Annotated in this window: 8 protein-coding genes; all 8 read left to right on the top strand. The window is 67.5% G+C overall.

Features of this window, described 5'->3' with window-relative positions; all coding sequences use genetic code 11:
• Nucleotides 1-39 precede the first annotated feature (39 nt).
• A complete protein-coding gene (gene rpoB, locus MED15_RS09820; protein WP_091402413.1) occupies nucleotides 40-3,471 on the top strand; it encodes a DNA-directed RNA polymerase subunit beta in 3,432 nt (1,143 codons plus the stop codon).
• An 80-nt stretch (nucleotides 3,472-3,551) separates the two neighbouring features.
• Nucleotides 3,552-7,439, top strand: coding sequence for a DNA-directed RNA polymerase subunit beta' (locus MED15_RS09815; protein ID WP_112601261.1), 3,888 nt, complete (start codon nucleotides 3,552-3,554; stop codon nucleotides 7,437-7,439).
• A gap of 94 nt (nucleotides 7,440-7,533) precedes the next feature.
• Nucleotides 7,534-7,902 (top strand): hypothetical protein, encoded by a 369-nt coding sequence (locus MED15_RS09810; RefSeq protein ID WP_112584810.1) that lies wholly within the window; start codon nucleotides 7,534-7,536, stop codon nucleotides 7,900-7,902.
• A 688-nt stretch (nucleotides 7,903-8,590) separates the two neighbouring features.
• The gene (locus MED15_RS09805; RefSeq protein ID WP_112601278.1) at nucleotides 8,591-8,971 is read left to right on the top strand and encodes a hypothetical protein; all 381 of its coding nucleotides are present in this window, start codon (nucleotides 8,591-8,593) and stop codon (nucleotides 8,969-8,971) included.
• Between the two features lie 508 nt (nucleotides 8,972-9,479).
• Nucleotides 9,480-9,854 carry a 30S ribosomal protein S12 gene (gene rpsL, locus MED15_RS09800; protein WP_007465318.1) on the top strand — a complete coding sequence of 125 codons (375 nt, stop codon included), beginning with the start codon at nucleotides 9,480-9,482 and terminating at the stop codon, nucleotides 9,852-9,854.
• Between the two features lies 1 nt (nucleotide 9,855).
• Complete coding sequence (gene rpsG, locus MED15_RS09795; RefSeq protein WP_007465317.1) at nucleotides 9,856-10,326, top strand: 30S ribosomal protein S7; 471 nt, start codon at nucleotides 9,856-9,858, stop codon at nucleotides 10,324-10,326.
• Between the two features lie 74 nt (nucleotides 10,327-10,400).
• Nucleotides 10,401-12,497 carry an elongation factor G gene (gene fusA / locus MED15_RS09790; protein ID WP_030489584.1) on the top strand — a complete coding sequence of 699 codons (2,097 nt, stop codon included), beginning with the start codon at nucleotides 10,401-10,403 and terminating at the stop codon, nucleotides 12,495-12,497.
• Nucleotides 12,498-12,709: 212 nt separating this feature from the next.
• Nucleotides 12,710-13,903, top strand: a complete 1,194-nt coding sequence (gene tuf / locus MED15_RS09785; protein ID WP_030489585.1) for an elongation factor Tu — start codon at nucleotides 12,710-12,712, stop codon at nucleotides 13,901-13,903.
• Nucleotides 13,904-14,140: the final 237 nt, after the last annotated feature.

The raw sequence follows: 14,140 nt of genomic DNA, 5'->3' as shown, positions 1-14,140 counted from the left end.
CCAGCCGTTCTGCAGCACCGGTCCTCGGAAGGACGCATCTTGGCAGCTTCCCGCCCTGCGAAGACCAGTCGTACGTCGAGCGCATTCGCTCCCCGCCGAGTTTCATTCGGCAGGATCACCGAACACCTCGAGGTCCCCAACCTCCTTGCCATTCAGAACGAGTCCTTCGACTGGCTCGTCGGCAACGAGGCTTGGCAGGGCCGGTCGGCGGACGACCCGCACGCACGATCGGGTCTCGCGGAGATCCTTGAAGAGATCAGTCCCATTGAGGACTTCTCCGGCACCATGTCGCTCTCCTTCTCAGCGCCGCGCTTCGACGAGGTCAAGGCCTCGATCGAGGAGTGCAAGGAGAAGGACCTGACCTACTGCGCTCCGCTCTTCGTGACCGCGGAGTTCACCAACAACACCACTGGCGAGATCAAGAGCCAGACGGTGTTCATGGGTGACTTCCCGATGATGACGCCCAAGGGCACCTTCGTCATCAACGGCACCGAGCGCGTCGTGGTCAGCCAGCTCGTCCGGTCTCCGGGCGTGTACTTCGACAAGCAGCCGGACAAGACCTCCGACCGCGACCTCTCCAGCGTCAAGGTCATCCCGAGTCGGGGTGCCTGGCTGGAGTTCGACATCGATAAGCGCGACACGGTCGGTGTACGTATCGACCGCAAGCGTCGGCAGGCCGTCACCGTCCTGCTCAAGGCCATCGGATGGTCGGCCGAGCGGATCCGTGAGAAGTTCGGCTGGTCCGAGCTGATGATGACCACGCTCGAGAAGGACCACATCGCCGGCGCCGACGAGGCTCTGCTCGACATCTACCGCAAGCTGCGCCCTGGCGAGCCGCCGACGCGCGAGAACGCCCAGACCCTGCTCGACAACCTCTTCTTCAACCCGAAGAGGTACGACGTCGCCAAGGTCGGGCGCTACAAGTTCAACAAGAAGCTCGAAGTTGGTGTGCCGATCACCACCGGCACGCTGACCGAGGACGACATCGTCGCCACCGTGGAGTACCTGTGCCGGCTGCACGCCGGTGAGGACGGCTACGAGGCCGACGACATCGACCACTTCGGCAACCGGCGCCTCCGTACCGTGGGCGAGCTGATCCAGAACCAGGTTCGGGTCGGCCTGTCCCGGATGGAGCGGGTCGTCCGCGAGCGGATGACCACGCAGGACGTCGAGGCGATCACCCCGCAGACCCTGATCAACATCCGCCCGGTGGTGGCGGCGATCAAGGAGTTCTTCGGGACGTCCCAGCTGTCCCAGTTCATGGACCAGACCAACCCGCTGGCGGGCCTGACCCACCGGCGTCGGCTGAGCGCGCTCGGCCCGGGTGGTCTGTCCCGGGAGCGGGCCGGCTTCGAGGTCCGCGACGTGCACCCGTCCCACTACGGCCGGATGTGCCCGATCGAGACGCCGGAAGGCCCGAACATCGGCCTGATCGGCGCGCTGTCCACCTTCGCCCGGGTCAACCCGTTCGGCTTCATCGAGACGCCGTACCGGAAGGTCGTCGAGGGTCGGGTCACCGACCAGATCGACTACCTGACTGCGGACGAGGAGGACCGGTTCGTCAAGGCCCAGGCCAACGCGCGCCTGAAGGCTGACGGCACGTTCGCCGAGGACCGGGTGCTCTGCCGTCGTAAGGGCGGCGAGACCGAGGACGTCGTCCCCGGTGCCGTCGACTACATGGACGTCTCGCCCCGGCAGATGACCTCGGTCGCGACCGCCATGATCCCGTTCCTTGAGCACGACGACGCCAACCGGGCACTGATGGGCGCGAACATGCAGCGCCAGGCGGTGCCGCTGGTCAAGGCCGAGGCGCCGCTCGTGGGTACGGGCATGGAGTACCGGGCCGCGGTCGACGCTGGCGACGTGGTGGTCGCCGAGGTCGGCGGTGTGATCGAGGATCTCTGCGCCGACTACGTCACCATCCACCAGGATGACGGCCACCGCCGGACGTACCTGCTGCACAAGTTCCGCCGCTCCAACGCCGGCTCCTGCGTCAACCAGAAGCCGGTCGTCTTCGAGGGCGACCGCGTCGAGGCCGGTCAGGTCATCGCCGACGGTCCGTGCACCGACGAGGGCGAGATGGCACTCGGACGCAACCTGCTGGTGGCGTTCATGTGCTGGGAGGGCCACAACTACGAGGACGCGATCATCCTGTCGCAGCGCCTCGTGCAGCAGGACGTGCTCACCTCGATCCACATCGAGGAGCACGAGGTCGACGCCCGGGACACCAAGCTCGGTCCGGAGGAGATCACCCGCGACATCCCGAACGTCAGCGAGGAAATGCTCGCTGACCTCGACGAGCGCGGCATCATCCGGATCGGCGCCGAGGTCGTCCCCGGTGACATCCTGGTCGGCAAGGTCACGCCCAAGGGTGAGACCGAGCTGACCCCGGAGGAGCGTCTGCTCCGCGCGATCTTCGGTGAGAAGGCGCGTGAGGTTCGGGACACCTCGCTGAAGGTGCCGCACGGCGAGACCGGCACGGTCATCGGTGTGCGTACGTTCTCCCGCGAGGACGGCGACGAGTTGCCGCCGGGTGTCAACGAGCTGGTCCGGGTCTACGTCGCCCAGAAGCGCAAGATCCAGGACGGCGACAAGCTCGCCGGCCGGCACGGCAACAAGGGTGTCATCTCGAAGATCCTGCCGATCGAGGACATGCCGTTCCTTGAGGACGGCACCCCGGTCGACATCGTGCTCAACCCGCTCGGCGTGCCGAGCCGGATGAACATCGGCCAGGTGCTGGAGACCCACCTCGGTTGGGTCGCCAAGACCGGTTGGAAGGTCGAGGGTGACGACGCCGACTGGAAGCGTCAGCTGCGCTCGATCGACGCGCACGAGTCCGAGGGCGACACCAACGTGGCCACCCCGGTCTTCGACGGTGCCCGCGAGGAGGAGATCTCCGGTCTGCTCGAGTCGACCCTGCCCAACCGGGACGGCAAGCAGCTGATCGGTCGTACCGGCAAGGCGCAGCTGTTCGATGGTCGTTCCGGTGAGCCGCTGCCGGACCCGATCGCTGTCGGCTACGTCTACATCCTGAAGCTCAACCACCTGGTCGACGACAAGATCCACGCTCGTTCGACCGGCCCGTACTCGATGATCACGCAGCAGCCGCTGGGTGGTAAGGCGCAGTTCGGTGGTCAGCGTTTCGGTGAGATGGAGTGCTGGGCGATGCAGGCGTACGGCGCTGCCTACGCCCTGCAGGAGCTGCTCACGATCAAGTCCGACGACGTGCTCGGCCGAGTGAAGGTCTACGAGGCCATCGTCAAGGGCGAGAACATCCCGGAGCCGGGCATCCCGGAGTCGTTCAAGGTGCTGCTCAAGGAGCTGCAGTCGCTGTGCCTCAACGTTGAGGTGCTCTCCAGCGACGGTGTGGCCCTGGAAATGCGCGAGACCGACGACGAGGTGTTCCGGGCCGCTGAGGAGCTGGGCATCGACCTGTCCCGGCGCGAGCCGAGCTCGGTCGAAGAGGTCTGAGGTGAGCGGTCGGGGGCCGGCTTGCCGGCCCCCGACCCCACCCGAGAATTAGCAGTACAGACGACGACATAGGGGACATAGTGCTCGACGTCAACTTCTTCGACGAGCTGCGCATTGGTCTCGCCACCGCCGACGACATCCGTCAGTGGTCGCACGGCGAGGTCAAGAAGCCTGAGACGATCAACTACCGCACCCTGAAGCCGGAAAAGGACGGGCTCTTCTGCGAGAAGATCTTCGGTCCGCAGCGGGACTGGGAGTGCTACTGCGGTAAGTACAAGCGCGTCCGGTTCAAGGGCATCATCTGTGAGCGCTGCGGCGTCGAGGTGACTCGCTCCAAGGTCCGTCGTGAGCGGATGGGGCACATCGAGCTCGCCGCTCCGGTGACCCACATCTGGTACTTCAAGGGCGTTCCGAGCCGGCTGGGTTACCTGCTGGACCTCGCTCCCAAGGACCTCGAGAAGATCATCTACTTCGCCTCGTACGTCGTGACGAGCGTGGACGCGGAGTCGCGTCACCGCGACCTCTCGACGATCGAGAACGAGATCCTGGCCGAGAAGCGGCAGTCCGAGAACAGCCGCGACTCGGAGATCGAGAAGCGGGCCGCCAAGCTCGAGGCCGACCTGGCCGAGCTGGAGGCCGAGGGTGCCAAGGCGGACGTCCGGCGCAAGGTCAAGGAGGGCGGAGAGCGCGAGATGCGCCAGATCCGCGACCGGGCCCAGCGCGAGATCGACCGCCTGGACGAGGTGCTGGACACCTTCCGCAAGCTGGAGCCGAAGCAGCTGGTCACCGACGAGCTGCTCTACCGCGAGCTGCGCGACCGGTTCGGTGAGTACTTCACCGGTTCCATGGGCGCCGAGGCGATCAAGGCGCTGGTCCAGAACATGGACCTCGACGCCGAGGCCGAGAGCCTGCGGGAGACCATCCGGTCCGGCAAGGGTCAGCGGAAGATCCGGGCGCTCAAGCGACTCAAGGTCGTCGCGGCGTTCCTGAACACCCGCAACTCGCCGCTCGGCATGGTGCTGGACTGCGTCCCGGTCATCCCGCCGGACCTGCGCCCGATGGTGCAGCTCGACGGTGGCCGCTTCGCGACCTCCGACCTGAACGACCTGTACCGCCGCGTGATCAACCGGAACAACCGCCTCAAGCGGCTGATCGACCTCGGCGCGCCCGAGATCATCGTCAACAACGAGAAGCGGATGCTCCAGGAGGCCGTCGACGCGCTGTTCGACAACGGCCGTCGCGGCCGGCCGGTCACCGGCCCGGGTAACCGCCCGCTCAAGTCGCTGTCCGACATGCTCAAGGGCAAGCAGGGCCGGTTCCGCCAGAACCTGCTGGGCAAGCGCGTCGACTACTCCGGCCGTTCGGTCATCGTGGTCGGCCCGAAGCTCAAGCTGCACCAGTGCGGTCTGCCCAAGCAGATGGCGCTGGAGCTGTTCAAGCCCTTCGTGATGAAGCGGCTGGTCGACCTCAACCACGCACAGAACATCAAGTCCGCCAAGCGGATGGTCGAGCGTCAGCGCCCGGTCGTGTGGGACGTGCTGGAAGAGGTCATCGGCGAGCACCCGGTGCTGCTCAACCGGGCGCCGACCCTGCACCGCCTGGGCATCCAGGCCTTCGAGCCGCAGCTGGTCGAGGGCAAGGCGATCCAGATCCACCCGCTGGTCTGCACCGCGTTCAACGCCGACTTCGATGGTGACCAGATGGCGGTGCACGTGCCGCTGTCCGCCGAGGCTCAGGCCGAGGCGCGGATCCTGATGCTGTCGTCGAACAACATCCTCAAGCCGGCCGACGGTAAGCCGGTCACCATGCCTACCCAGGACATGGTCATCGGTCTGTACCACCTCACCCACCTCACCGCCGGTGAGAAGGGCGAGGGCCGGGCGTTCAGCTCGGACGCCGAGGCGCGGATGGCCTTCGACAACGGCGAGCTGCACCTGCAGGCGCCGGTGAAGATCCGCCTGCGTGGCGTGGTCGGTGTCGACAACGGCAACGGCTCCGAGGCGTGGAGCGCCCCGGAGGGCTGGGCCGAGGGTGACCCGCTGACCGTGGAGACCACGCTGGGTCGGGTGCTGTTCAACGAGACGTTGCCGCAGGGCTACCGCTTCGTGAACTACGAGATCCGCAAGGGTCAGCTGTCCGCGATCGTCAACGACCTCGCCGAGCGCTTCCCCAAGGTGGCGCTGGCCGCCACCCTGGACGGGCTCAAGGAGGCCGGTTTCCACTGGGCCACCTGGTCCGGCGTGACGATCGGCATGGAGGACGTCATCGCTCCGCCGCGCAAGGCGGAGATCCTGGCGAAGTACGAGAAGGACGCCGACCAGATCGACAAGCAGTACCAGCGTGGTCTGATGACCGCCGAGGAGCGTCGCGGCGAGCTCATCGAGATCTGGACCAAGGCGACCAACGAGGTCGCCAAGGAGATGGACACCGCGCTGCCGCAGGAGAACCCGCTGTGGAAGATGATCAACTCGGGTGCTCGCGGTAACCTGCTCCAGCTCCGGCAGATCGCGGCGATCCGTGGTCTGGTGGCCAACCCCAAGGGCGAGATCATCCCGCGGCCGATCAAGGCCAGCTACCGGGAGGGTCTGTCCGTGCTGGAGTACTTCATCTCCACGCACGGTGCCCGTAAGGGTCTCGCCGACACCGCGCTGCGTACCGCCGACTCGGGTTACCTGACCCGTCGTCTGGTGGACGTCTCGCAGGACGTCATCATCCGCGAAGAGGACTGCGGCACCGACCGGGCGATCCCGATGCAGATCGGCGAGAAGCTGGACGGCAAGCTCGTCGTCCACACCCACGCCGAGACCAGCGTGCACGCCCGGACCCTCGCGGACGACATCAAGGGGCCGGACGGCACCGTGGTCGCCGAGCGCGGTCAGGACATCAACTCCATCGGGGTCGACAAGATCGTCGCCGCTGGTGTGGAGACCGTCCGGGTGCGCAGCGTGCTCACCTGCGAGTCGAAGCTGGGCGTCTGCGCGGCCTGCTACGGCCGGTCGCTGCCGACCGGTAAGTCGGTCGACATCGGCGAGGCGGTCGGCATCATCGCCGCCCAGTCCATCGGTGAGCCCGGTACGCAGTTGACGATGCGTACCTTCCACACCGGTGGTGTCGCGGGTGAGGACATCACCCAGGGTCTGCCGCGTGTTCAGGAAATCTTCGAGGCTCGGGTCCCGAAGGGTAAGGCGCCCATCGCCGACACCCCCGGTCGGATCCGGATCGAGGATGGCGAGCGCTCGCGCAAGATCATCGTGGTGCCGGACGACGGCAGCGAAGAGATCGTCTACGACAAGATCTCGAAGCGGGTCAAGCTCCGTACCCACGACGGCGGTCACGTCGCGGTCGGCGAGAAGCTGACCGAGGGCACCATCGACCCGCACGAGCTGCTGCGGATCATGGGTCCGCGGGCGGTCCAGGTCCACCTGACCAGTGAGGTCCAGGAGGTCTACCGCTCGCAGGGTGTGCTCATCCACGACAAGCACATCGAGATCATCATCCGCCAGATGCTCAAGCGGGTGACGGTCATCGACTCCGGCTCGACCGAGTTCCTGCCGGGTGTGCTCGTCGACCGGGCGCTGTTCGAGTCGGAGAACCGCCGGCTCGTCTCGGAGGGCGGCGAGCCCGCCGCTGGTCGTCCGGTGCTGATGGGTATCACCAAGGCCTCGCTGGCCACCGACTCCTGGCTCTCGGCGGCCTCCTTCCAGGAGACCACCCGGGTGCTGACCGACGCTGCGATCAACTCGCGCAGCGACTCGCTGGTCGGCCTCAAGGAGAACGTGATCATCGGAAAGCTCATCCCGGCCGGTACGGGCATCAGCAAGTACCGCAACGTCCGGGTCGAGCCGACCGAGGAGGCCAAGGCCAAGGTCTACTCGATGACCGGTTACCCGGAGACCGACTACGGGTTCGGGCCGGCCAGCGGGCAGGCCGTGCCGCTGGACGACTTCGACTTCGGGTCGTACCGCTAAGCACCAGTCACACGACGAGGCCCCCGGTGAAAGCCGGGGGCCTCGTCGTGTCCGTGCCCACCCACCCCCGGGCCGGGTTCGGCATGATGGGGGGATGATGACCGCACCCGGGCAGGTGTCCGTCGCCCAGCAGGGCGTGCGCCACCCGCTGGACCCGGACCCGGCCCGAGCCACGAAGGCACGGGCGGTCTTCGCGCTGGGCCTGCTCGGCATGCTGACCGGGCTGTTCATCGGTGGCGTGGTGCCGGCCACTGTGGCCCTGCAACTGGCCCGGCAGGCGCGCCGCGAGGCGTACGCCTCGGGGGGTTTCCTGACCGGCGGCGCCTGGCTGCGACGGGGGGAGTGGATGGCCTGGACCGGCCTGGTGCTGGTCGCGGTCAGCGTGGTGGCCGCGGTGGTCATCGGGGTGGTCCGGTTGGCCGGCGCCCCGTTCGGCCACGACTACCCGGCGAACATGGACTGAGCCACCGGTGGCCGCGCCCGGCGCGGGCGGCGGTGCTCGCGGCGGTAGCCTGGCCGGTGTCCACCGTGTGGCGGTGGCGGCCTTTCGACAGGAGGACCTCGTGACGGAACCGGCGCGGCCCCCTGCGGACGAACCGGCCGGCCCGCCGGACCCGTCGGCTCCGCCATCCCCGCCGAGCGACTGGGCGCGACCCGGTCCGAACGGCGAGCCGCACCCACCGGTGTCCACCCCGGGCCCGCCGTCCCCTGCGGCGCCGCCCCCCGGTTCGGGCCCGAACGGCTGGGGCACGACCGCGACGCCCGGCTCCGACCAGCCGTACCCGGTCTCCAGCGCACCGACCTCGACGCCGCAGGGCTGGGGCCCGCCCACCTCCGGGCCGGGCGTGCCGCCCGGCTGGGGCCCGCCAGCGGCCGGACCGGGAGTGCCGTACGGCTGGGGGCCGCCCTCGTCTAGGCCGAGTATGCCGCCTGGGTGGGGTCCGTCGTCGTCTGGGCCGAGTGTGCCGCCCGGGTGGGGTCCACCCTCGTCTGGGCAGCCTGCGCCGTACGGCTGGGGTCCGCCGTCGTCCGGGCCCGGGGCGCCGCCCGGGTGGGGTCCGCCGCCGCCGGGGCACGGCCCCGGGTGGGGTGGCATGCCCGGGCGTTCGGTACCGCCGCCCACCGACGACCAACGGCGGCCGCCGAAGCGGGTGGAGGCGGTTTCGGGTACGCCGTTCGGCGTGGTGCACCTGGACGTGGCACCGGTCACCTCCGGCCTGGCCATCGGGGCGCTGGTGGCGGGCATCGCGTCACTTCTGGTCTCACTGCTGGTGATCTGCTCCGGAGTGGCTTTCAAGAACGACGGCGGGGCCTGGGCCTCCGGGGCGTTCGCCGCGCTGGGTGTGCTGGCCGGCGGGGCGGCGGTCGTCATCGGGCTGCTCGCACGGAGGCAGATCCGGCGGCCGACCGCGCCCTCCGCGGTCCAGTTCACCGGCCGCGGGTTGGCGATGGCCGGGATCAGCTGCGGCGCGGCGGGGGCTCTGCTCAGCCTGCTGGGCCTGGGTCTTGCCCTGCTCCTCGCCCTGACGTGAGGGTCTTCACCGATAGATCCGGCACCTGACGGGGGTTTTCCGCGGAAGGCTTCCGGTCACCCCGGGGGCGATGGGTGCTTCTGCGGGGAAGCCGGTACACTTGTATTCGTAGGTGCCCATCGCGGGCGACAGGGCAGGACGAGATCCGGCCGGCGGGTGTGAGACGGTCGCCGGGCCATTCCGTTTTGACCTGGGCGGTTGTGGTAGGTACTCTTTCCCCTTGTGCCCGGGCATGCCCGGGCAACTCGTGCGTGCGCTGTTTCCGGCTAACGGGCGGCGGCACGACAAGCCAAAGATCCGGGGCGGGGCGACCCGCGCGCCGGTGACAAAACCCGGTACGAACGCGAGAGCGTCGCAACGGGGCCGTGACGAGGGCGACACGCCCGACCGCGGGTGCCGGGGTCTCCGCAAGGCGACCCTGGTCGGAATGTAGGAGAGCCGGTCATCAGGCCGGCTAACGAGCAGACGGCGCGGCCGCGGATGCGGCCGAAGGGAGCGGAGAAACCCGGTGCCCACGATCCAGCAGCTGGTCCGAAAGGGCCGCCAGGCGAAGACGACCAAGACCAAGACCCCGGCGCTGAAGGGTTCCCCTCAGCGGCGCGGCGTGTGCACCCGCGTGTACACCACCACCCCGAAGAAGCCGAACTCGGCGCTGCGCAAGGTCGCTCGCGTGAAGCTCAGCAGCCAGATCGAGGTGACCGCCTACATCCCCGGCGTCGGTCACAACCTGCAGGAGCACTCGATCGTGCTCGTTCGCGGCGGCCGGGTGAAGGACCTCCCCGGCGTGCGTTACAAGATCGTTCGCGGCTCGCTGGACACCCAGGGTGTCCGCAACCGCAAGCAGGCGCGCAGCCGTTACGGCGCGAAGAAGGAGAAGAGCTGACATGCCGCGTAAGGGACCCGCTCCGCGGCGGCCACTGGTCGCTGACCCGGTGTACAACTCGCCGCTGGTCACCCAGCTCGTGAACAAGATCCTGCTCCGCGGCAAGCGTCAGCTCGCCGAGTCCATCGTGTACGCGGCCCTCGAGGGCTGCCGCGAGAAGTCCGGCACCGACCCGGTCGTCACCCTCAAGCGGGCGATGGACAACGTCAAGCCGACCCTCGAGGTGCGCAGCCGTCGTGTCGGTGGCGCCACCTACCAGGTTCCGGTCGAGGTCCGCCCGACCCGGGCGACCACCCTGGGCCTGCGCTGGCTGGTCACGTACTCCCGCGCCCGGCGCGAGAAGACCATGGTCGAGCGGCTGATGAACGAGCTGCTGGACGCGAGCAACGGCCTCGGTGCCGCCGTCAAGCGGCGCGAGGACACGCACAAGATGGCCGAGTCGAACAAGGCCTTCGCGCACTACCGCTGGTAACACCCTGGTTCCGGCGCCTTCGGGCGCCGGAACCGCCACCAGTTGAGTCGAGACGACGATAAGTAGGGATTGAAGTGGCCGCCGCAGACGCGCTCGCCAAGGTACGCAACATCGGCATCATGGCGCACATCGATGCCGGTAAGACCACGACCACCGAGCGAATCCTGTTCTACACCGGCATCACGTACAAGATCGGTGAGGTCCACGAGGGCGCTGCCGTCATGGACTGGATGGAGCAGGAGCAGGAGCGTGGTATCACCATCACCTCCGCTGCTACCAAGTGTGAGTGGAAAGACCACACGATCCAGATCATCGACACGCCTGGCCACGTCGACTTCACGGTCGAGGTCGAGCGGTCGCTGCGGGTCCTGGATGGTGCGGTCGCGGTTTACGACGGTGTCGCCGGCGTGGAACCGCAGACGGAGAACGTCTGGCGGCAGGCCGACAAGTACAACGTCCCGCGTATGTGCTTCGTCAACAAGCTCGACCGGACCGGCGCCGACTTCTTCCGCTGCGTGCAGATGATGATCGACCGGCTGAACGCCACCCCGCTGGTGCTCCAGATCCCGATCGGGCTCGAGGGTGACCACATCGGTGTCGTCGACCTGATCGGCATGCGCGCGCTCACCTGGCGCGGGGAGACCCAGAAGGGTGAGGACTACGCGGTTGAGGAGATCCCGGCCGAGCTGGCCGACTCCGCGGCCGAGTGGCGCGAGAAGCTGATGGAGACCCTGGCCGACGTCGACGACGCGGTGATGGAGAAGTACCTGGAGGGCGAGGAGATCTCCGTCGAGGAGATCAAGGCCGCCATCCGGCGTGCCACCATCGCCGGCAAGGCCAACCCGGTGCTCTGCGGCTCGGCGTTCAAGAACAAGGGCGTTCAGCCCATGCTCGACGCCGTGGTCGACTTCCTGCCGTCGCCGCTGGACGTTCCGGCGATCGAGGGTACGGCCACCGACGGCGAGACCCCGCTGCTGCGTAAGCCGTCCAACTCGGAGCCCTTCTCCGGCCTGGCCTTCAAGATCCAGACGGACAAGCACCTGGGCAAGCTCACCTACGTGCGGGTCTACTCCGGCACGCTCGATTCCGGTTCCCAGGTGGTCAACTCCACCAAGGACCGCAAGGAGCGGATCGGCAAGATCTACCAGATGCACGCCAACAAGCGGGAAGAGCGTCCGTCGGCGCAGGCCGGCGACATCATCGCCGTGCAGGGTCTCAAGCAGACCACCACCGGCGACACTCTCTCCGACCCGGCGAACCCGGTGATCCTGGAGTCGATGACCTTCCCGGAGCCGGTCATCTCGGTGGCGATCGAGCCGAAGACCAAGTCCGACCAGGAGAAGCTGGGCACGGCCATCCAGCGCCTGGCCGAGGAGGACCCGACCTTCCGCGTCCAGCTGGACGAGGAGACCGGTCAGACGGTCATCTCCGGCATGGGTGAGCTGCACCTGGACATCCTGGTCGACCGGATGCGCCGCGAGTTCAACGTCGAGGCGAACGTCGGCAAGCCGCAGGTGGCGTACCGCGAGACCATCCGCCGCAAGGTGGACAAGGTCGAGTACACCCACAAGAAGCAGACCGGTGGTTCCGGCCAGTACGCCCGCGTGATCGTGAGCGTCGAGCCGCTTCCGCTGGACAACGACTCGCCGACCTACGAGTTCGCCAACGCCGTCAGCGGCGGCCGCATCCCCCGGGAGTTCATCCCCTCGGTGGACGCCGGTGCGCAGGACGCGCTGCAGTACGGCATCCTGGCGGGCTTCCCGCTGGTCGGCGTGAAGCTGACCCTGCTTGACGGCCAGTACCACGAGGTCGACTCGTCGGAAATGGCATTCAAGATCGCCGGCTCGATGGTGATGAAGGACGCGGCCCGCAAGGCCGATCCGGCACTGCTCGAGCCGATGATGGCCGTTGAAGTCACCACTCCTGAGGAGAACATGGGTGACGTCATCGGTGACCTCAACTCCCGCCGCGGCATCATCCAGGCGATGGAGGAGCGCAGCGGCGCCCGCATCGTCCGGGCCCTGGTGCCGTTGTCGGAGATGTTCGGCTACGTCGGCGACCTGCGGTCGAAGACCCAGGGCCGGGCTAGCTACAGCATGCAGTTCGACTCCTACGCCGAGGTTCCGCAGAGCGTCGCGAAGGAGATCATCGCCAAGGCAACGGGCGAGTAGCGCTCTGAGCAGGTGATTCGTGGTTGGTCGCGGGAGGTTTCACCCGCCCGCGGCCACCACGATCGGATCGCGTGAGACCGGGCCTGTAGGCTTCATCGCCGCAGAACCCACAAAGGCTCTCCGGCCGTCAGGCCGGAAAGGCTGTCGACAGAGTCCTAAGCGCCGACCGGCGCGCCGGGCGTACGAACCAAGAAGTCCACAGGAGGACACCAGTGGCGAAGGCTAAGTTCGAGCGGACTAAGCCGCACGTCAACATCGGCACCATTGGTCACATCGACCACGGTAAGACGACGCTGACGGCGGCCATCACCAAGGTCCTGCACGACCAGTACCCGGACCTGAACCCCTACACGCCGTTCGACGAGATCGACAAGGCGCCGGAGGAGAAGGCCCGCGGCATCACGATCTCGATCGCGCACGTCGAGTACCAGACCGAGTCGCGGCACTACGCGCACGTCGACTGCCCTGGGCACGCCGACTACATCAAGAACATGATCACCGGTGCCGCGCAGATGGACGGCGCGATCCTGGTGGTCGCGGCGACCGACGGCCCGATGCCGCAGACCCGCGAGCACGTGCTGCTGGCCCGTCAGGTCGGTGTGCCGTACATCGTCGTGGCGCTCAACAAGAGCGACATGGTCGATGACGAGGAGCTCCTGGAGCTCGTCGAGCTCGAGGTCCGTGAGCTGCTCTCCTCGCAGGAGTACCCGGGTGACGACCTGCCGGTCGTTCGGGTTTCGGCGCTGAAGGCCCTCGAGGGTGACCCCGAGTGGACCGGCAAGCTGCTGGACCTGATGACCGCTGTCGACACCTCGATCCCGCAGCCGGAGCGCGAGGTTGACAAGCCGTTCCTGATGCCGGTTGAGGACGTCTTCACGATCACCGGTCGTGGCACCGTCGTCACCGGTCGCGTGGAGCGCGGCGTTCTCCTGCCGAACGAGGATGTTGAGCTCGTCGGTATCAAGGAGAAGAGCTTCAAGACCAAGGTCACCGCGATCGAGATGTTCCGGAAGACCCTGGACGACGCCCGCGCAGGCGAGAACGTCGGCCTGCTGCTGCGTGGTACCAAGCGCGACGAGGTCGAGCGCGGCATGGTCGTCGTGAAGCCGGGCTCGAACACCCCGCACACGGAGTTCGAGGCGACGGTCTACATCCTCTCCAAGGAGGAGGGTGGCCGTCACACCCCGTTCTTCCAGAACTACCGCCCGCAGTTCTACTTCCGGACCACTGACGTCACCGGTGTCGTCACCCTCCCCGAGGGCACCGAGATGGTCATGCCGGGTGACAACACGTCCATGTCGGTGAAGCTGATCCAGCCCATCGCCATGGAGGAGAACCTCAAGTTCGCGATCCGCGAGGGTGGCCGCACCGTCGGCGCCGGGTTCGTCACCAAGATTAACAAGTGAACTAGGTAACCCCGATTAGACCCGCCGCCGGTCGTGCGGCATACTAGTCAGGTTGCGTAACGACAGTTCGTCGCCTGTGTTCGGCTTCCGCTGAACCTCCGGGTGGCGAGGCAGTCGAGCGTAGGGTGGTTGGCGGCCCAGTCGCCAACCACCCTCGCACGGCGTTCAGGTCGCGGTAATGCGATCGGCGCCTTGACCCCCCGTGCGGTCAGCACCACTCCGGTACCTAGGGGCGGA

Source organism: Micromonospora noduli (genome assembly GCF_003264475.1).
Taxonomy (GTDB): domain Bacteria; phylum Actinomycetota; class Actinomycetes; order Mycobacteriales; family Micromonosporaceae; genus Micromonospora; species Micromonospora noduli.
This window is presented reverse-complemented; position numbering and strand designations above follow the sequence as displayed.